This window comes from Candidatus Kuenenia sp., assembly GCF_027493735.1.
Classification (GTDB): domain Bacteria; phylum Planctomycetota; class Brocadiia; order Brocadiales; family Brocadiaceae; genus Kuenenia; species Kuenenia stuttgartiensis_A.
Genome location: NZ_JAOSKF010000019.1, coordinates 237,663 through 256,821, shown reverse-complemented (window position 1 = coordinate 256,821; position 19,159 = coordinate 237,663). Strand labels below are relative to the sequence as shown.

At 42.3% G+C, this 19,159-nt stretch carries 26 protein-coding genes and 2 pseudogenes; 7 read left to right on the top strand and 21 right to left on the bottom strand.

Annotated elements, in window-relative coordinates; translation table 11 throughout:
- Positions 1 to 61: 61 nt before the first annotated feature.
- From lpxK to M5U24_RS12635, 4 genes are all read left to right on the top strand, one after another.
- Positions 62 to 1,117: a tetraacyldisaccharide 4'-kinase gene (gene lpxK, locus M5U24_RS12650; RefSeq protein ID WP_157820783.1), complete on the top strand. Its 1,056-nt coding sequence runs from the start codon at positions 62 to 64 to the stop codon at positions 1,115 to 1,117.
- Positions 1,118 to 1,131: 14 nt separating this feature from the next.
- Positions 1,132 to 1,302 (top strand): 4Fe-4S binding protein, encoded by a 171-nt coding sequence (locus M5U24_RS12645; RefSeq protein WP_099326900.1) that lies wholly within the window; start codon positions 1,132 to 1,134, stop codon positions 1,300 to 1,302.
- Between the two features lie 171 nt (positions 1,303 to 1,473).
- Positions 1,474 to 2,445, top strand: a complete 972-nt coding sequence (locus M5U24_RS12640) for a hypothetical protein (protein WP_099326901.1) — start codon at positions 1,474 to 1,476, stop codon at positions 2,443 to 2,445.
- Entirely contained in the window at positions 2,438 to 3,082 is a 645-nt protein-coding gene (locus M5U24_RS12635) for an endonuclease III domain-containing protein (protein ID WP_099326902.1), read from the top strand. Before M5U24_RS12640 ends, M5U24_RS12635 begins: the two co-directional genes overlap by 8 nt.
- Before the next feature lie 136 nt (positions 3,083 to 3,218).
- On the opposite strand, the gene M5U24_RS12630 is transcribed toward M5U24_RS12635, so the two are convergent.
- From M5U24_RS12630 to M5U24_RS12615, 4 genes are all read right to left on the bottom strand, one after another.
- Positions 3,219 to 3,488, bottom strand: coding sequence for a DUF2283 domain-containing protein (locus M5U24_RS12630; protein ID WP_099326903.1), 270 nt, complete (start codon positions 3,486 to 3,488; stop codon positions 3,219 to 3,221).
- A gap of 1 nt (position 3,489) precedes the next feature.
- Complete coding sequence (locus tag M5U24_RS12625; RefSeq protein ID WP_157820789.1) at positions 3,490 to 3,699, bottom strand: hypothetical protein; 210 nt, start codon at positions 3,697 to 3,699, stop codon at positions 3,490 to 3,492.
- A 245-nt stretch (positions 3,700 to 3,944) separates the two neighbouring features.
- Positions 3,945 to 4,634, bottom strand: coding sequence for a tetratricopeptide repeat protein (locus tag M5U24_RS12620; protein ID WP_099326905.1), 690 nt, complete (start codon positions 4,632 to 4,634; stop codon positions 3,945 to 3,947).
- Positions 4,635 to 4,703: 69 nt separating this feature from the next.
- Positions 4,704 to 5,660 (bottom strand): hypothetical protein, encoded by a 957-nt coding sequence (locus M5U24_RS12615; protein ID WP_157820790.1) that lies wholly within the window; start codon positions 5,658 to 5,660, stop codon positions 4,704 to 4,706.
- 158 nt (positions 5,661 to 5,818) lie between these two features.
- Here M5U24_RS12615 and M5U24_RS12610 point away from each other — a divergent pair, with 158 nt between their 5' ends.
- Together M5U24_RS12610 and M5U24_RS12605 are read left to right on the top strand one after the other, a co-directional pair.
- Complete coding sequence (locus M5U24_RS12610) at positions 5,819 to 5,950, top strand: phage integrase N-terminal SAM-like domain-containing protein (protein ID WP_157820792.1); 132 nt, start codon at positions 5,819 to 5,821, stop codon at positions 5,948 to 5,950.
- Positions 5,947 to 6,183, top strand: a complete 237-nt coding sequence (locus tag M5U24_RS12605) for a phage integrase N-terminal SAM-like domain-containing protein (protein WP_157820793.1) — start codon at positions 5,947 to 5,949, stop codon at positions 6,181 to 6,183. The genes M5U24_RS12610 and M5U24_RS12605 overlap by 4 nt, the downstream gene beginning before the upstream one ends.
- A gap of 267 nt (positions 6,184 to 6,450) precedes the next feature.
- Here M5U24_RS12605 and M5U24_RS12600 read toward each other — a convergent pair whose 3' ends face one another.
- From M5U24_RS12600 to M5U24_RS12590, 3 genes are all read right to left on the bottom strand, one after another.
- A complete protein-coding gene (locus M5U24_RS12600; RefSeq protein WP_099326907.1) occupies positions 6,451 to 6,756 on the bottom strand; it encodes a HigA family addiction module antitoxin in 306 nt (101 codons plus the stop codon).
- 9 nt (positions 6,757 to 6,765) lie between these two features.
- Positions 6,766 to 7,047 (bottom strand): type II toxin-antitoxin system RelE/ParE family toxin, encoded by a 282-nt coding sequence (locus tag M5U24_RS12595; RefSeq protein WP_099326908.1) that lies wholly within the window; start codon positions 7,045 to 7,047, stop codon positions 6,766 to 6,768.
- Positions 7,048 to 7,163: 116 nt separating this feature from the next.
- Positions 7,164 to 7,979: a hypothetical protein gene (locus M5U24_RS12590; protein WP_157820795.1), complete on the bottom strand. Its 816-nt coding sequence runs from the start codon at positions 7,977 to 7,979 to the stop codon at positions 7,164 to 7,166.
- Positions 7,980 to 8,320: 341 nt separating this feature from the next.
- On the opposite strand from M5U24_RS12590, the gene M5U24_RS12585 reads away from it, so the two are divergent.
- Complete coding sequence (locus tag M5U24_RS12585) at positions 8,321 to 8,479, top strand: hypothetical protein (RefSeq protein WP_169703313.1); 159 nt, start codon at positions 8,321 to 8,323, stop codon at positions 8,477 to 8,479.
- A 732-nt stretch (positions 8,480 to 9,211) separates the two neighbouring features.
- On the opposite strand, the gene M5U24_RS12580 is transcribed toward M5U24_RS12585, so the two are convergent.
- From M5U24_RS12580 to M5U24_RS12510, 14 genes and pseudogenes are all read right to left on the bottom strand, one after another.
- A complete protein-coding gene (locus tag M5U24_RS12580) occupies positions 9,212 to 9,793 on the bottom strand; it encodes an HdeD family acid-resistance protein (RefSeq protein WP_157820798.1) in 582 nt (193 codons plus the stop codon).
- A gap of 28 nt (positions 9,794 to 9,821) precedes the next feature.
- Entirely contained in the window at positions 9,822 to 10,514 is a 693-nt protein-coding gene (locus tag M5U24_RS12575; protein ID WP_197705287.1) for an AAA family ATPase, read from the bottom strand.
- Positions 10,447 to 10,884, bottom strand: a complete 438-nt coding sequence (locus M5U24_RS12570; RefSeq protein WP_197705288.1) for an AAA family ATPase — start codon at positions 10,882 to 10,884, stop codon at positions 10,447 to 10,449. The genes M5U24_RS12575 and M5U24_RS12570 overlap by 68 nt, the downstream gene beginning before the upstream one ends.
- Positions 10,851 to 11,257, bottom strand: a pseudogene (locus tag M5U24_RS18525) (hypothetical protein). The gene M5U24_RS12570 and the pseudogene M5U24_RS18525 overlap by 34 nt, the downstream one beginning before the upstream one ends.
- Positions 11,214 to 11,576 carry a hypothetical protein gene (locus M5U24_RS12555; RefSeq protein ID WP_099326912.1) on the bottom strand — a complete coding sequence of 121 codons (363 nt, stop codon included), beginning with the start codon at positions 11,574 to 11,576 and terminating at the stop codon, positions 11,214 to 11,216. Before M5U24_RS12555 ends, M5U24_RS18525 begins: the two are co-directional and overlap by 44 nt.
- Before the next feature lie 436 nt (positions 11,577 to 12,012).
- A pseudogene (locus M5U24_RS12550) lies at positions 12,013 to 13,349 on the bottom strand (IS1380-like element ISCku8 family transposase).
- A gap of 121 nt (positions 13,350 to 13,470) precedes the next feature.
- Positions 13,471 to 15,003: a peptidase S10 gene (locus M5U24_RS12545; protein WP_099326913.1), complete on the bottom strand. Its 1,533-nt coding sequence runs from the start codon at positions 15,001 to 15,003 to the stop codon at positions 13,471 to 13,473.
- A gap of 54 nt (positions 15,004 to 15,057) precedes the next feature.
- Positions 15,058 to 16,011 carry a PDZ domain-containing protein gene (locus M5U24_RS12540; protein WP_230405646.1) on the bottom strand — a complete coding sequence of 318 codons (954 nt, stop codon included), beginning with the start codon at positions 16,009 to 16,011 and terminating at the stop codon, positions 15,058 to 15,060.
- Positions 16,012 to 16,015: 4 nt separating this feature from the next.
- Complete coding sequence (locus tag M5U24_RS12535) at positions 16,016 to 16,384, bottom strand: trypsin-like peptidase domain-containing protein (RefSeq protein ID WP_197705292.1); 369 nt, start codon at positions 16,382 to 16,384, stop codon at positions 16,016 to 16,018.
- Between the two features lie 144 nt (positions 16,385 to 16,528).
- Positions 16,529 to 16,696, bottom strand: a complete 168-nt coding sequence (locus tag M5U24_RS12530) for a hypothetical protein (protein ID WP_157820801.1) — start codon at positions 16,694 to 16,696, stop codon at positions 16,529 to 16,531.
- A gap of 76 nt (positions 16,697 to 16,772) precedes the next feature.
- Positions 16,773 to 16,901 carry a hypothetical protein gene (locus M5U24_RS12525; RefSeq protein ID WP_261341718.1) on the bottom strand — a complete coding sequence of 43 codons (129 nt, stop codon included), beginning with the start codon at positions 16,899 to 16,901 and terminating at the stop codon, positions 16,773 to 16,775.
- On the bottom strand, positions 16,898 to 17,404 hold the full coding sequence (locus tag M5U24_RS12520; RefSeq protein ID WP_099326914.1) for an Hsp20/alpha crystallin family protein: 507 nt from the start codon (positions 17,402 to 17,404) through the stop codon (positions 16,898 to 16,900). Before M5U24_RS12520 ends, M5U24_RS12525 begins: the two co-directional genes overlap by 4 nt.
- A gap of 124 nt (positions 17,405 to 17,528) precedes the next feature.
- A complete protein-coding gene (locus tag M5U24_RS12515; RefSeq protein WP_157820803.1) occupies positions 17,529 to 18,566 on the bottom strand; it encodes a YfdX family protein in 1,038 nt (345 codons plus the stop codon).
- A 168-nt stretch (positions 18,567 to 18,734) separates the two neighbouring features.
- Positions 18,735 to 19,145: an Hsp20/alpha crystallin family protein gene (locus M5U24_RS12510; protein ID WP_099326916.1), complete on the bottom strand. Its 411-nt coding sequence runs from the start codon at positions 19,143 to 19,145 to the stop codon at positions 18,735 to 18,737.
- Positions 19,146 to 19,159 lie beyond the last annotated feature (14 nt).

Here is a 19,159-nt window from a genome sequence, read left to right as displayed (position 1 = left end):
ACACAGTAATTAATCCAGCTTTGCCTTGTCCACATCTTCAATAAAAAAATATTATTTGTGTTTGATAAGGAAAGAGCTTTCCGGCATACTGCCTGAGATTCTCCGGCAAATGCTCTATCTGTTATCGAAAATATACGGGTTTTCCATAAAAACTCGTATTTTTTTTTACAGAAAAGGCATTTTGAAAACATACCGGCTGCCCGTGCCAGTAATCAGCGTCGGAAATATTACTACAGGCGGAACGGGGAAAACCCCTGTTGTTGAATACCTGGCAAAATATGCTGGGAAAAAAGGCAAAAGGGTTATTATCATAAGCCGCGGATACGCGCCAATGATGCAACAGGGAAAAGATGCTGCAAGCAATGAAATGTGCAATGATGAACACCTCTTATTTAAAGAGAATATCCCCGGCATAATGAATATATTGGGAAAAGACCGGGTAAAAAGCGGCTGGGAAGCCATAAATCGCCGTCAGGCAGAGTGCTTGTTGCTGGATGATGGTTTTCAGCACCTACGGCTTTTACGGGATATGGACATTGTTCTTATTGATACACTGGAGCCTTTTGGATACGAATACACTTTGCCCCGTGGATTATTAAGAGAACCATTGGAAGGATTAAGAAGGTCAGATCTGTTTCTATTGACTCATACAGACCAAATTAGCCCTGAAAAAAAACAGACGGTAATCAACCGGCTCCGTGAAATTGCAAGAGATGTTCCCGTAATAGAATCAATCCACAAACCAGTGCGTCTGGTTTTAGCAGCCGATGAAAAATCGTTTGGTACTGAATGGTTGGCCGGAAAGAAGGTTTTTGCTTTCTGCGCAATCGGAAATCCGTTATCGTTCAGGAAAAGCCTTGAGAGTTTAGGAGCGATACTGGTTGGTTTCCATGAATTTCCAGACCATCACGCATATACTCCTTCGGATCTGCATATTTTAAACGGCGAAGCCAGATGCGCCTCTCCCGATGCAGTCGTCATTACGCAAAAAGACCGTGTAAAACTAGGAAAAGACCTTGCCCGCTGGACGTTACCGGTATTAACGCTGAAGATGGAGATTTGTATTACAAAAGGAAGTGAAATTTTGCATAAAAAGTTAGATGAGAAATTAAATTGAAAGGAAAAGAATAAATGGCTCATAGTATTAATGAAGAATGTATAAATTGTGCCGCATGTGAAAGCGAATGTCCGGTAGAGGCTATTTCTGAAGCAGGAGATGTGCGGGTAATTGATGAAAGTACCTGTACTGACTGCGGAAATTGCGTCAGCGTTTGTCCTGTAGACGCAATCATTGCCCCATAATCCAGGGGAACTTAAGGGAACCACAGATTTCACAGACTTCGTCGTGATCTCAGTCGAACGATTGCACAGATTAAAAACAGGGTGGCACGGACAAACAAGTTTGTCCGTACCACCCTGTACCTAAGTGTTACAATATTTCTTGTTTTGTCTCATTAATGCCAGGAACAATAGATGGAAAATCAGCATCATTGCGAAATCAGGAAATATACTCCTTTAGATCTTGGAAAGATTAGTACCTATTCAATAACAGAACGACAGAATCTTTCCAATATTCATCTTTTTGCCAAACCAACAGAACCCACTGACGGAATAAAGGCCTTTTTCGAATCTTTGCCAGAAATACTGGCTTCGGCAAATCTGCGCAAGGTTATTGATGCAATAGTCCTGGCGCGACAGAATAAGCGTCCGGTGGTAATGTCATTTGGGGCGCACGTAATCAAATGCGGTTTGTCACCGCTCATTATTGATTTGATGAAACGGAATATTATAACCGCCCTTGCAATGAATGGGGCTGCCGCTATTCACGATTACGAAATATCACTGATCGGCGCAACCTCGGAAGATGTGGCAGAAAGTCTGAGGGATGGAAGCTTTGGAATGACAAAAGAAACTCCTGAAGCATTTCAAATAGCCTCTTCAAGGGGAGCAACTGAGGGCATCGGATTGGGAAGGGCAATGGGAGAAAAGATTATTGCGGATAACAAAGCCTATACCGATCTGAGTTTATTGGCCTGGAGTGCGAAACTGGATATCCCGTCCACCGTACATGTTGCGTTCGGCACAGACACTATTTACATGCATCCTAACATTTCAGGCAAAGACATGGGCGAATCCAGTCATATTGATTTCAGGATACTTGCTTCAATAGTATCCGATTTGGAGGGTGGCGTCTGGCTCAACGTTGGGTCTGCTGTCATCATGCCGGAGGTGTTTCTTAAAGCGCTTACCATAGCAAGAAACGTGGGGAACAAAGTGGAAAATTTTGTAACGGTAAACATGGACATGATCCAGCACTACCGGCCGCAAACCAATGTATTAAAAAGGCCTACCCGTACCGGATACGCACTCACCGGACACCACGAAATCATGTTCCCCCTGCTCAGAATGGGCATTCTTTCAAGACTTGGCTCTGAAAATGAGTAAAAAAAATACCCTATTGAAAATATACCGCAAAATGTACGATTCTCTGGGACCTCAACAATGGTGGCCTGGAGAAACACCGTTTGAAATTATCATTGGCGCTATATTGACCCAGAATACCAATTGGTCAAATGTTGAAAAGGCTATCAATAATATAAAAAAAGTAAACAAACTTACCCCAAAGGGAATACATTCGCTAAGTTTGCCGGAACTGGCGGAACTGGTCAGGCCTTCAGGGTTTTTTAATGTCAAGGCAAAGCGTGTTAAAACATTTGTCAACTGGCTGTTTTCAAAATATGAGGGCAATCTCACCGCCATGTTTCATCAGGACTGCCGGACGCTTCGTGAAGAATTGCTTAGCATAAACGGCATTGGACCGGAAACGGCGGATTCGATTCTGCTTTACGCAGGCAATATGCCTACTTTTGTCATAGACGCCTATACGCACAGGATATTTTCGCGGCACGGCCTTGTTCCTGAAGAAAGCGCTTACGATGAAATGAAATCTTTTTTTGAAGACAACCTCCCCGAAGACACTAAATTATTCAATGAATACCATGCCCTGATCGTGAACATCGGAAAGTTGTTTTGCAAACCCAAAAGGGTGTGTGAACAGTGCCCTCTGCTTGAGTTTTTGTAACTATTCGGAGTAAACACTACGGTCTAACATGATAGCATCAGGCGCTTATCACATCACATCCTTTGTTGCCCAATGGCGCCCATCAGCCGCAACGCTTTTTGGCGTCGGCTGGATGGGATTGTTAGTCAATAATTCCTCACGCCGCGTGTAGCGGCGCCAACTCTTTATTGCTGATTCTCGACAACCCAAGCTTTACCAATACACAGTTAATATCATCAGCAGTTACATTGGATGGCGCCGTGATCTCAATACCTATAGGATTACCGCTTTCACCAAAATCAATAATTAGTCCCTGACCCGCCTTAGCAGTTTTACGGCTTTTCTCCCCTTGCTGACGTGGTAAATACAGATATGCAGCAAGTGGCTGACCGTGACGAAATGTTACTTCAAGATATGGCTCTTTCATTTCATTCCTCCCAAACTGGATATGCAGTAATGACTACGAGTAAATTCGAAGTACTATCTGGTTCAACAATAACTTCCCAGGGATGTTGCAAGTGATGTGTCGTAATAATCCAACGTCCTTCTATTATGTCCTGGTGATACGATTTCGCATGATGTAACATCTTTCTCAGATCAATCTCATTAAATTGACGATCAATCATACGTTTTAGCACATGTGGGCATAGCTCCAATTCCCAATCCCACCAATTTGGCCATTGATTTTTCTTCAAATTCAATCGTTCTTTAAAAATTTTGCAATTCTTTGAGTTTTCTCTCTTAGGCTAACGACCCAGCTCACTTGCCCGCCGGTCACGACCGATAACATGGCCGAAGTTAATAAAGGTGACTTTGTTCAGAGACCCGCCGATGTTCGCGGGTCAAGTGCAGCCGCTGGTTAGCGATTTTTATATGATTCTGTTCAGTCGTTTCCCATTTGCTTTTCTATGGAAGATAATGTTTTTTTGCTCTCTTCCATATCCGGATTGATTTCAATAGCTTTTTTCAGGTAATCAATTGCTTTACCTATATTTTGTTGGCGTAAAGCTGCAATACCTAAATTATGGAAGGCCCAAGCCTTATCTCTATTTGTCAGTTCAAGTTGAATAGATTTTAAAAGAAAACTTTCCCCTTCGGGCATATTCCCACGTTGAATATCAATTGTTCCCATTAGGAAATATGCCAAGCCGAAGTCAGGGATTTTTTTCATGAGACCCTCTGCTATTGCATAAGCTTCATCATATTTACCATCGTTAAAAAGGTTTCTCACGTTGCCAGCCGCCTCACTATATTCTGATAAATAAGAAACACCTTTACTTGCCGCAATCCTACCATCCGGAAGCAGTTTCGGTGAAGTAAGGCTAAGTTTGCCGACCTCAGCCTTTAACTCTTCAATTTTTTGATCTTTTTCTGTTACAGTCTTTTGATATTGATCAATTTTAACAAGAAGATCGTCATTGCTTTTAACAAGACCGTCGATCCTGGCATTCTTTTTCCCAATACTTTCCTGCAGTTGGGCCACATCAGCCTTAATACTAATATTTTGACCGACATAAGTAAGGATCGTGCCAACAGCTATAAATATGATCCCTATTATTGTTATCAAATGCATGGATTTACCTCGCTAGCGTTTAAATCAGAGGCGCGGCTTTTTGCGTCCCCTGCATTTTTTTGTTGGGCGCTAACTCCACCAAATCAAATCAGATGTTGAGTATTCTGCCCCCATTTCTTTACTTGGTGTATATGCCTGTAGGCACTCAAGTAGAGACTTTGAAACACCATTGCCATATGGGTTTGATATAAAAACTTTGGGAGGATATTCACCGTCCCGTCCATAATCTAAAGGTCTGTCACCTGCAGCCCTCATTAATTGGTGCAAATGTCTAATTAACACAACCCCATCTACATTTGGAAATGTATTTTTATCTGGGTCAAAGGAGTTTGGAGTAAAAAGACCACTCTTCTCGTGGAGTAAAGCAGAAATGGGTTCGTAAATAAAATCATCCCAGACAACGACAAGGACTCCACTGAACTCAGGATTTTCTTCTTTGAAAGGCCTAAACTTACTCTCTGCACTTATAAGAAAATCCTTCAAAGGATTATCGCGAGGGTAAGTAATTCCTTTTTCGGCATCTGGTAACTGCTCAATTTCATCATTTGTGAAATTTCGAGCAGAGAGCTGGGTCGGGTTGCTTTGTAGAATTTTGATATGCGAAAGCAAGGACGGTGCTTTAACTTCAATACCAAATGTTTTGCTTCCTCCTTCAATGTTCAACTCTGGTTTTTTTTTACTTGTTTGGGTTGTTGGTTCCCACTGAAAAATTGCTTCAAACGGCCACTCGTATGTTAATAATTTATGGATAACATGAAGTTCTGAAATTCTTTGTAATAACTGTTCGTAGTGTGACTCATATTTTTCTCGCCCAGAAATGGATGCTATTGCATCAATAAATCCCTTAGCAAAACCGGGTAGTTTTTTATTACAGTCTATACATGCATTGACAATTGATTGTGCAAATGGATGATCAGAACCCCTACGGCGATAATCAAAATGATATGCGTAGTAGTGCCAATTCGAAAAAATTTTTGATTCGAATATGTGTTGATACAAATCATCTTCGGTAAGGGTGTCTTTCATTGTTTGGTCCATTTATTTGTATTTAAAACGCCCAACCATTGATTATCACAATCAATTGCCCTGATAACTTGATAAAAGTACTATTATCAGGTAAAATTATTATGTAAAAAATTACCTTATAATTTTACTTCATAGACAATATAGCTTAGGAGAAAAAGATGTCAATCAAAAAAGAGAAAAGGTTGCTCGATGAAGTGAAAGATATAATGAGGCTTAAGCATTATTCCATCCATACAGAACGATCATACTGTGATTGGATTAAACGATATATTCAAAATACCACCGAATGACCAGTAGAGAGGATTTAAAGGACAGTGAAGAAAAAATAGAGCAATTTTTGATCCACCTTGCCGTGAAATCTGGCGTTGCCCCTTCTACCCAGAACCAGGCTATGAACGCACTTGTATTTTTGTACAAGAAAGTTTTAAAAGTATCATTAAAAGAAGAGATTAATGCTATACGTGCACAGAAGAAGATGAATATTCCAGTAGTCAAACCGATGGAGTCAAACCTTATCTATTGACAAAAGAGTCGATAGCATAATCGCTCCGGATAGCTCTGTGAGGGACGATAGAAGGCAATTCTTGTTGAAAAGGATTCCTGTCTTTTAGGGCTTTCGCGTTATATCCACTTAAACCCTGTTAAGATTACTATGAAAAAGTGTTAAGGAATGTCAAGCCTGACAAAACAGAGCCATCAAAATCTTAAATGTATGATCGTTTTGGTGGAAAACACTTTATTGTCAATAGGTTAGGTTTGACCCCGCGAATTCCTCAGACCACCGCAATGTTCACATTGCAGAAGTGTAAACATGCACCTCTTCATCAAGGCGATTCTTTAATCTATCTTTTTCTATTTCAAGATCATATCTTGCTTGAAGATTTATCCAAAACCTTTCTGAAAGACCAAAAAACCTTGATAGTCTTAAAGCTGTATCTGGAGTTACAGAACGTTTGCCCTGAACAATCTCATTTATTCTGCGTGCAGGTACATTAATATCTTTAGCCAGCCGGTACTGACTAATACCCATGGGTTTGAGAAATTCTTCCATCAGAATTTCACCTGGATGAATTGGATCTAATATCTTTTTTGCCATCGTTACCTCCTAATGATAATCTACTATTTCAACGTTGTAAGCATCTCCTCCACGCCATTCAAAACATATACGCCATTGATCATTAATACGGATACTATATTGCCCATTCCTATCTTTCGATAGTTTTTCAAGATGATTATTCGGTGGTATACGTAAATCCATCAGGATTTCAGCACCTTCAAGTATTTCAAGTTTTCTTCGGGCAGTTTTTTGTATATCCCGTGGAAGTTTGAGTGATATTCGACGATTGAATATTTTCTCTGTTTCTTTGCAAGCAAAGTTTTTTATCATTTATAAGATAGTATTGCATCTCGTTAATAATGTCAAACGTTATTATCACTTCTTTAACATAACGGGAAGTTCGGCGGCGCGGGTCAACGCGTCCGCGGTAACGCTTGGTTATAACTTTAATATCTCATTTTTAAATATTCAGTTACTTGAAATTTCTTCATATATGGTTTTGACCTTATGTCATTCATTAATTCCCAATAACAATGTTTAGCAAAATCACCCTTTATTTCGTCTGGATATGTGTAGTGATACCTTTTAATATCTTTGCTTGGTTCATAAACTATGGGGCGGTGGAATTCTGGTTGAAGATACTCATAGATACCCCACCTTATATTATTGAGAAACTCAGCTATCGCACTGCTATGATAAGAAAAGATATCATCATGAAACCATTGATAAAATTCTTCAATAATAACCAGCGCGTTATCATCGCTTAAAGTAATTCCGTTTCTATTGAATATTGTTTGTAACTCTTTTACTACCCCCGAAAGGCGGCTGAAATTATGTTTTGAGATATTTCCACAAATTTTAATAAACTCGACTCTTTTTATAGATAAATTGGTTTCTAATTCTATTGAAGGGAGCCATATTTTTTCCACAACAACTTCTATTGAAAGCCATTGCCTAAAATCGCTGACACAATTTTTAAGGTTTTCGATTGAGTTGTTTTGTTCAAATTTGGGTGAATCACAAACTGATTGGAGAGCACTAAGATAAGTTGATTGTTCACCTAATACCTTTTTATCAGAACACGAGAGGAAATCGACAAGAATGATATTGAAAAATTTTTTATGGGTCCTTGACGAAAATTGAAATTGAGAATAAGGATCATTTCCTATCACGTTCCCTATTTCAAAATTAACCATTTCATCAATAAGCTCTTTGACAGCCTTAATAATAATCACTTCGCGTTCAGTATCGGTAAATTTCATTTCCATATGTTATAACATGAATTAGCCGTACTAATAGCCGTCTTATAAGACGGCTATTAGTACGGCTAATATTTTCACCGGTGACTTATTATACGGCTATTCGGGCATATAATAACGTTCACGAATATTTTGCCGGTAATATATCTTAAATTATCTAAATACTGCAATATTTTTTTTCAAAGTAAAAATTACCTCTAAGTCTAAACCTACATTACTTGATGAGGTGCATGATGCAAACCGGGTAAAGCGCTATAGCATGGGAACAGAAAAGAGGTGTGTTAACGGGATTAAACGCTTTATCATTTTTCATGGAAAGCGGCATCCGTTACACATAGGAGAACATGGAGTCAGTAGATTTCTTTCTCGTCTTGCAATTAAGAAACAAGTGTCTGCTTTCACACAGAATCAGGCATGAAGCGTCATTGTATTTCTTTATCAGGAAGCGCTTAAACAAGAACGCGGATAAGCTCTATTGTCTTGATACCGCTTCTGCAACATAGAGTTTTCTTGATATGATAACCTAAAAATAAGTCTCTTTTGTAGTACGAGTCAGGGAGAATGACTCCTTTGAGATAATCAAAAGAACATACACTAAGGATCTAAAACATCAACAGTGGTTTATGGAATTATATAACCATTACCCTCTCGGGGGAGAGATACGTTTTCATTTTTCAACACAACTTCACACTATTTATCCCTCCCACTTTTTTCTGATACCACAAAAGGAGGCATTGGAATGTTTTTGATAACATCCGGCGATTCCCAATCATGTAACAAACTATCAAACATACACCTATTCTCGCCTCGAACATAATAAACACCTGGCGGCAAATAGCACCCTTTATCCATACACATCAGGTGCCTCCTTTCCGGAAAAAAGTGGTAAAAAGTAATGTGTTTCAATACCGGGCAAAAAACGCGCAGACGCGGGTACACTGGTACAGAACAAGAAATGTTACGCTGTCTGCGCAAAAAAAGTCGGTAAAAGTTTGCCAGTGTACCTGGGTATCTTCTCTAAGAAACAATTCGATAAAGTAATTTGTTCTAATTCATAAAATTTTTTTAGAATTAACGAAAGCTAAATTTCCATCGCCATTCATTGTGAACAATTATAAGAATTCTCACGCCACCTTCTGTTATCCTATTTTTCTTTTTCTGACAATACTAATTCAAAAACAATGTAATGCAAGATGAATAGTTGTCAAAATTCAAGTTTTTTTAACACGATACCTTTAGAAATTTATTTTGGTTTTGGAAACCAGAATTAAAATGGACATGCCATAAGCGCACAAATTAATGGCCAAGACCAAGGCCATGTAAAGCATTCCTGCCAGCGGGAAAAAAACAAAAACTAAAACACCCATGATCAGAGTAACAATCCCGGCGATCAGCATCCAACCCCAGCGTGGAGAAGGGCGGAATGCAAAGGCCATAACGATTTCAAGCGAACCTTCCAAAAGGAGAAATACACCGATCAGGATACTGAGTCCCATAAGCCCTGCGGCAGGAAAAAGCAGCATTATTCCTCCCGCGATGACAGAGAGGATACCGGATAACAGCAATAGCCAACGCTCACGCCGTTTAAAAAACGCAAAGACCTGAAAACCACCGCTCAACACCAACAAAATACCGACCAGAATATTGATGCCAAGCGCTGTCGCAAAAGGCAAAAACGCCGCTAATAATCCGGAGAGTAAAAAAACAATGCCTTCAAAGATATACCAACCCCGCTGTTTTGAGATTTCTTCCTTACGCCTTTGTTTCAAGGCTCCAAGGTCAATTTCTTCTTGTTTAAATTCGTAGAATACAAACATGTTTATCTCCTTTCTGTATTGATAGAGGTTATCTCCTGAAACGGATTTCTTTTTCCCCTTGGATTTCTTCGCTGTTTTCTTGCCGGGTTTGCTTTTTTTCCATGACAACCTCTTTCTTTTTCTTGTCATAGGAGATAACAACGAAATCACCGGGCTTAAAACTTTGCCCCAGCATCTTTTCCGCCAGACCTGCTTCGACTTCTGAGCAAATGTAGCGCTTCAGCTCACGCGCACCAAATTCAGGTTTAAATCCGATATCAGACAGATAATCGATCAGGCTATCATTAAAGTCCAGCGTGATCTCCTGAGCATGGGCAAGGCGTTTAACCCGTTCCATCTGCAGGGCTATAATATCTCGAATCTGCTCTTTGCAGAGAGAGTGGAAGACAATGATCTCATCAATCCGGTTGAGAAATTCCGGACGGAACCGATGTAGCAGCTCATCCATCAATCTTGATTTCAGATCATCATAGGAAAGCTGCTCCTTTTCTTCTTTTCGGGAATTTTCCTGAATGAGATGAGAACCGATATTACTTGTGGCGATAATAATCGTATTGGAAAAATCAACCATGCGTCCTTTTCCATCCGTTAAACGTCCGTCATCAAAGACCTGCAACAGGATGTTGCAAACATCAGGGTGCGCTTTTTCAATCTCATCCAATAGCACTACAAAATAAGGGCGTCTGCGCACACGCTCGGTGAGTTGTCCCCCCTTCTTCATAACCAACATAGCCTGGAGGGGAACCTATCATACGCGCCACGGCATGTTTTTCCATGTATTCAGACATATCAATACGCACCATGGCATCTTCATCGCCGAATACCATTTCAGCCAATGCCTTGGCAAGCTCAGTCTTACCGACACCCGTCGGACCCAAAAACAAGAAGCTGGCAATTGGTTTACTGACTTCACATAAATCGGCGCGAGACAGGCGCACGGCAAGGCTCACAGCTTTGACAGCCTCTTCCTGGCCGATGACACGCTCATGGAGTTTTTCTTCCATTCTCAGGAGTTTTTCCCGTTCTTCTGCCGTGAGATCACTGACCGGGATACCGGTCAAAGAGGATACGATTTCAGCAATATTCTGCATTGTAACAACCGGCGTTTCGCTGCTGCGGTTTGCTTGACATTCCTTATCCTGTTCATCGACATGCTTTTTTTTGACTTCAATATTGGCATGTATTCTTTGGCCTTCTCATAATCCTTTCGTGTATTTGCGGACTTTTCCTCTCGTTCCAGGGCCTTGACTTCATTTTGCATCTTCAGAATTTCTGATGGGCGAGAAGTTGCGCGAATACGCACACAGGAAGCGGCCTGATCAAAAGGTCTATCGCCTTATCCGGCAGATAGCGATTTGTCACGTAACAATCGGACAATTCAGCCGCCGCTGCAATCGCCTCATCTGAAAGACTGACCTTCTCATGCGCTTTTTCGCGCAGCTTTTTGCAAAATATCCTTGGCATCGTCACTCAGGTAATTGTCCAGGTCTACAGACTCGCGGTCACCAAGATTTTGGTGTGCACGGTGGGAGATATCCGATGGCTCATGACCAATAACACTGTCGAAAGGATCTCGGCCACCAAAAAAAGTATCAAAAAGTGAACCGCCAAACATGGATTCAAGTGGTGAACGGAAACCACAGCCGCTGCGGCCACCCGCTCGATGCAGCAATTTCTGATAATGGTCATCGCAGAGCTCTCTGGTTTTACGAAGGCCGTTTTCAATAACTTTTGCACGATAGGCGGCTGGTGCACTGCAAACATCAAATCTTCCGTTGCCCATAATATTAATCCTTTCTTTGTGTAGTATTAGAATTATCGGTCGAGTAGACGGCTTGAGTACGCCAGCCGTCTACTCGATCGAATTATCACATGTGCCGTTTACTCTTCTAACATATGTGGAATAATTTATTTGTCTTTTTGCCTTCTTTTGAAATATAAATATTTAACAAGCGATCATGTTTTTCAACCTTTATCTTAATCGGGATCGACATGTTCAGGTAATCTCATTGTACTTGTAAAAAACTGTGTAGCATCTTTAAACATACTATCAAGCGAACGCCGGTGCAAGTAAGGCATGTGCCCACCATGATATACTTTGAATTATACCTAAATCCTGCAAACGATTTTCGCAATGCGAAAAAGGGATGTACTGTCTCCATCTGCGGTATACTTACCACTCTCAAAAGACTAAAAAAACGAAATACAACGTCGGTTTTCTACTGAAAAACTACATCCAGTGACATGCGTTCCCACTTTTCCCATTCCTCCTGATGGAGAAATTTCTCCGGCAATTTTAATGTCATCTGCCGGCTTCTCTCCACCAGTTTCCCTGCCACACGGATTAACCACAGTCTCATCGTCTTTACTTCCCACTGTTGTATCACTCCACCACTGAGCAATCCCATCCACTTCAAAAGATTATACGCTAACACCGCACACTGAAATAGCGCAGCATTGGCCAAAAATTCACCCGTACGTATGTGCCCCGCATTCATCTGTCCTTTACTCTCTTCTATCAAAGTCTCGCAGGTAGCCCTCTTTCCATAACAACGATGCGCTTCCATCGGACTTAACCGCTCCGTTGTAACGTAACAAAAATACTCATACACGGACACTTCTACTAATTTCTTTTCTCTTTTGACCAATTGCCGCACTGCCACAAAACGTCTCGCACGATCCCACCCTGCACATCGATACCAAAATTCAGCCTGTTCCCATCCTGGCTCCCCTTTCACCTCATTCCATTTCTGCCCTTCAAGCAATCCTTCCAGATTCTTCAGCTTTACCTTAATCAGATATCCCGCCAATATTGACTCAAGGTATTCAAGTAATTCTCCGGTAAAAAAACCGCTGTCTCCCCGAAATACCACCCTTACCCCCTTATTCATGTACGCCATACATTCCTTCATGAACTCTACTACTCCGTTACTCGTGTAGGCGCTTCCACAGCGGAACCAACTATGTAATACCTCCTTTGTTTCTGCAATAAATGCCATTAAGGGATGATACGCCTTCTGCCCCTTCTTGTGCGGATTATATCCTACCTCTGCACCCTCCTGTTTCCCATATACACCATCTACGGTAGAATCAACATCTATCCATACTTCGCAAAGAGCACTCCTGAGTTTATGGCCTGATCTCACCGCACGCTTCCATATCTTTCCCCTAAACCGGTGGATCACCCCCGTCAGTTCCACTATATCTCCCTGACTCGCCAGCTTCATAATACGTCCTATCGTAGTATCTACAGGTACCTCTTTCCACCCGGACATCTTCTTCAATACCTCATCTGTACACACCTTCATCACCTCTACCATCGATGTCGCCCCTGCTATCAACCCTATCACTACCATTTGTACCGCATCGACAAACTGATACCGGGCATTTGCTCCACGATCCTTATGGACCGCTTCATGGACTCTCTCCCGGAACATCAGCTTACCCATAAATTCAATACCGGTAAAAGCCCTGCATGTACCGTTAAGCCTTTCCCGCTCATCTCTGCCTTGATTTTCGGTTGTCTTTTGCTGTATTTTTTTGCTATATTCTTCATCGAAATGGTGAATCTCCTTTCAGGTGTTTTTTGTTATCAATATACCGCCGAATACCTTGGAAATCCTACCATTTCAATCCTATTCCTGCAACAAGGCTTTGCCTTGTTTGCAGGATTTAGGTTATATATTATCGCTAATCTCAGGATCCAGATCCATTTGCTTAATCGTAATCCAGGTAGCATAATATGGAGTTACCAGATCAAATACACCATGAATGATTAATACCTGCATATGGGGATTTATGCACATTGCCTGCTTTAAGTCCGCTACAGCTTCGGCAAACCCTTGTTGCCCCTGAATACCCGACCACCAGTTCCACGATTTGAACACCTCCTCATTTAAGAGGAGATAGGGTAACTCAGTCTTAAAATCCAAATGGTCACGCACATAGGTATTGAAGGCTGCTGTTACTGGTGCATTGAGCCGGTCGAGATACGGATCGCCACCAGCAAGCATCTGTCTTGCAGGATCAGAATCGACAAGTTTAATCGACCCATCGTATAAACTCACCAAACGTCTCTGGTCTGACAATAAGGCTTTAGCGAAGCGAGCCGGTGGGACGCGTCCTGCCCAACGATGCAGGATGTCCGCATGTAATCCCATCATGTTGCTCGATTGCTCAATCCAATCCGGCAGCAAGTCACCACCGGCTAATCCGGTTAAATATTCTGATAAGGCGAAACGCTCCACTTCACCAAGCGAAACACGGGGGTTATCAGCTTTATACGTTATCATGTCACTGCGTTCATGGAATGCCGCCACTGCAGTGTAGCTCGGCAGCAAGGCCACCCAAGGCCACAGGCTTCGTTCGCTGCCCCAAAGCAACCCAAAATCAATCGCCGGAGAGATGAGTACCAACCCACTTGGCACAATGCCAAAATCTGACTGAAGCAGTTTTGATAAACGTGCGACCCTAAAACCGCCATAGCTTTCTCCGGCAAGAAAAATTGGCGAAAGCCAACGTTCCTCCTTGGTCAGATAAGTGCGAATAAAGCGGGCCAGAGAGTCGGTATCTTCCACCACGCCCCAGGCGTATTTACCTATCGATTTTTCCTTCGAAGGTCTCAACTTCCGCCCTTTATTGTTTTCGGTGTCATCCTTAATCTCACGACTGTAACCCGTTCCAACAGGATCTACAAAGACCAGATCCGTAAACGATAGCCAACTCTTTGAATTATCGAGTAATCGGGCTGGCATATGGAGTACCTTTCCATCGTCACTGAACTCGACGCGTTTTGGACCTAAAGCTCCCATGTGCAGATATGCCGAGGCAGCACCTGGACCACCGTTGAAAACAAAGGTCACCGGCCGTGGGTAATCATGTTGTTCGTCAGCGGTATAACTGATATAAAAAATCCTGCTGACTGGCTTTGCCTCCTTATCCGTTATGGTCAGCGATGCTGCGGTGGCAAAATACTCCAGTGTTTTATCCGCTGTCGTCAGAGTATGTTGGGTAACGGCCCTGTTCGATGCGTCAAGAACACGCTCTTCGGCCTGCTGTTTTTCCACCTCAACCTTCTTGTTGTCTGGCACACCCAATACAATAGACGTATACATAAAGCAAACACAAATCAGCGTAAAGGCTGATATTGTGAATCGATTAGTGCTTCCTAATGTGTTAAACATTTTTAACCTTGTTCTAATGTAATCCATGGAAAAAGGCAGTCAAATCGACCGATCTTTTGAAATGGCATGATTCGGTAAAACTTACCAACTTAACACCACATACTGCTGCGCATTGCCTCTCCGAAGGAGCAGCAGTATACTTTTATCATCGCTGCTCTTCTCGACCGCACGCTTGAACTCGGCAGCATTTTTCACGGGTTCGCGATCCACCTGCATAATCACAGTGCCAGGCTCAATGCCTGCCATTGCAGCAATAGATCCTGGTCTGACTTCCGTGACCACAACACCTTCCCCCATTTTGACTCCAAATTGTTCAGCCAACTGCGGGGTTAGCGTTTGTACCGTCAGACCAAGTTTCTCGGCGCTTTGCGACGAAGTCTGTGCAGCCAGTTTTTCTCTGGTGAGCTTGCCGATTGTCACAGTAAGCGTCATTTGTTTTCCTTCCCTCAGGATAGTCAACTCTTCCGTGCTGCCCGGCTGAGTGAGTGACACTCTGTTACGGAAACTGCCGACATTTGTTACCGGTTCCCCGCGATATGCAATGATTATATCCCCTTGACGCAACCCTGCCATATCAGCCGGTGAATCGTCTGAAACCTGAGAGACAAGTATACCCTTGACCTGTTCAACACCGAACGACTTTGCAAGATCAGCGGTAAGCGGTTGAATCACAATACCAAGGTAACCACGCGTTACTTCTCCTTTATCGATCAACTGATCGGCGATCTCCCTGGCAAGATTGATAGGAATCGCAAATCCCACACCCATATATCCGCCACTGCGGCTGAAGATGGCGGTATTGATGCCTACCACCTCAGCATCCAGATTGACCAGTGGACCACCAGAGTTACCGGGATTAATCGCTGCATCTGTCTGGATGAAATCTTCATAATCGTTAATACCAATACTCGTACGCCCCTTGGCGCTCACCACACCTACGGTGAGGGTATGACTCAGTCCAAATGGGTTGCCAATGGCAACAACCCACTCCCCAACCTCCAGCTTGGAGGAATCACCCAGTTTTGCCGCCGGCATACTGCTAGCCTTGATTTCTATAACCGCCACGTCTGACTGGGGGGTCCCGACCTGTAATTTTAGCGTTATATTCAGAACCATTCTGGAATTGCACCCGGATAGTATCAGCATTTTCCACAACGTGATTATTAGTAAGGATGTATGTTTTGTCAGACAGCAATCCGTCCTTTACCTCGAACACAAATCCGGAACCCTGTCCAATAATACGGTGTTCACTTTGAGGTTTATCAGAAGGCGGTGTCCGAGGAATACCGGGGAATGGTTCACCAAAGAAACGTTTGAAAAACTCATCCCCAAAGGGCCATGAATCGCCAAAGGGTAACCGAAACCGTGTTCTCGCCGAATCAGATACTTTCGATTCAACCTGTATCATTACTTTGTTAAAATAATATGCAAAACAACCTTAATTCCCTCTATTTAAAAGGATTTATGCTTTGAAAAATCCTTGATTAATACCATACAATAAGTAGGATGCCGAACGCAAAGGCATACAAAATATATCACTTTATGAACGGTTTCAGTGGTTTTTAACAAAGTAATGCTGTATGAAAACCACAGATGGCGATACTTCCCGTGCCACAGATGCAAAGGCCTTACCGGTCTGGCGCAGGTCTTTAATACCGTTGTCTTCTAATGCATAGGCTGGCATTACACTAAAACAGAAAAGCGTTACGTGCAGCATCATTAATTTTATCTTCCTCGTATTCTCCTGCATCCTTAATTTCTATTGCTACCGTTGCCGATCTTAATCAGTTTAAAAACTAATCTTGCAAACCTCTCTTTACATAAATTGTCTCCTCTTGCCCATAAATTTCGCCTATCATGGAGGCGCTGTCATTACATAAAAATGCTCCAATAAGCGCCTCCATAATAACCAACAACAACATCATTCTCCCTTTATTTCAATCTTACGCACATTTTCCTGCGCTTTTCCACTCTTAGGCAGATTGATTTTCAACACCCCTTTTTTGAACGAAGCCTTCACTTTTTCCTGGTCAACTTCACAGGGAAGTTGCAGAGAACGGTAAAAGGATCCGTAACTTCGCTCTACATGATAGTACTCTTTGTCCTTTTCTTCCTTTTCCTGTTTCTTCTCCCCTTTAATAGTGAGCACATCGTCTCTTAAAGTAATTTCAACATCATTTTGATCCATTCCCGGCACTTCTGCGATAATCTCAATTTCTTTGTCATTTTCACTTACATCTATCTTCGGTGAAAACTCGGCGAATCGCTCTTCCTTTAATGGGAGGGACGGGAATCTGTCAAACCCTCTGAAGAAATCGTCAAATAATCGGTCCACTTCTCTCTGAAGGGTCGCTACAGGGTGTTGCAGTCCTGATAGTGCAGGCTGCTGTTTTCTTCTATTCCAGGTTATTAAATCTTTCAAGGCCATGGTCGACCTCCTTTCTTATCAATTAAATGTTACATGAATGTACAAAACTTTTTTCTGCATGGTACAATAAAAATCTGAAACAGTCGGGGGAAACAGGACCTTGCAGTTCCTCACATATCAACCATTATTTCTTTCTCTCCTGAGTTTGCTCAGTCTTCTCTTCAGTGTGAGCTTGACCGGTTTCTTTGCTAAACAAATTGACTGCCCGCTCCCAGAACTTGCGAATCTTAGATGCCGCTCCTTTTTCTTCAATCTTTGTCGTCAGCTTGGTGATATCATCCTCAAGCTGTTTCACAATTTTCTTAGCCTCCTCGTCTTCCAGCAGTGCTCGGTATGTTCCCAACTGGATTTGAGCCAGTCTCAAGTTGTCCTGTGCAGCTTCGTGCTTACCCTCTTCAACCATGCGCTCAGCCAGCCTTAACGCATGCTGTACTTCTACAAGCGGATTGTCTACCTCATGGAAAACGAGCTTTACACCTTTCGTCTGCGCAAGGGCCAACTGGACCAGTGCTTCGTCCGGCTTTCCCTTGTCCAATAAAGACTCTGTATGGTTCAATTTTCGCTCAATATAGCTGAGGTCTACAAGCACAGATGTATAAATGACATCAACATCTGCAAGTCGCAGTCCTTTAAGTGCCGCCTCCTTCTCCTTGGCGTCAATGATCGGTTCTACAATTTCCATAGCGATAGTGCCCTCATATAAGGCAATCTTGTCGTCCTGGACCTTGTCAACCTCCCGATAAACCACTTTACCGCTGACATCTTTCACCGATGTCGTCACCGTAGTAACGGGGAGTAATTCCCTCACAACCTGCGTCAGCCTCTGAGCATTCTTGATCTCCGGTTTTGCAGCTTCGGGGTTCTGATCGATGAGACTTTTTGCTGCATTGTTCAGATGATTGACGATACGCGAAGTCAAGAGAGATGCTTGGTGCTTATCCTGCGCAGACAAAGCGCCTTCAGTGTACCGTTCTACGGTTGTCTGATAGCGTTTACCACTGCCAAACGTGATGTATGATTGATCCCGCTGCTCTCCGCCACCCAATGCCTTTTCTGAGGCGATGACAGTCGCGCACATAAACAGAGAGAGAGCAATTAATGCAACCACACCAGAAATTACTGTACCTTTTCGATCATGAAAAAACTTACGAATTACGTTCATTTCTTTCCGTTTCTCCTTTCTCATACTAAAAAGTAATATATTATATTACGACATTACGACATAATATTACGACAAAAAATCCTTCCGTATTCGTTAATACTCACAGGCTGTTTCTCATCTCACCTGGCGTTAACCGCTTCAATCAACCGTACGTCACGCCACTCTCTGTTATCCTATCTGAATCTTCTTTGGTTGTGCTTCCGGCGCCTTTGGCAGTGTCAGGGTCAATACACCGTCTGCCAGTTTTGCATCAATTTTTCCCGTATCAATGATATTTGATACGGTAAATTTCCTGGTATAATGACCTACATTGTACTCGGTATACACCGGATTAAGATGTTCATACGGCGTAAAGTCTATTTTTGCATCAACCTCCAGGACATTATTTTCCAGCACGACATTTACATTTTCCTTTTTCACACCCGGGACATCCATGGTGACGACCAGACTTTTATCGGTTTCAACGATATCCGTCATGGGAATATAATATTTGCCTTGCACCGTTTTCTCTCCCTTATATTCTGTTTTTTCCGGTTTCTGACTTTCAACCGTTGCTACTTCCTTTGTTTCATTACTCATACCATCCTCCTTTC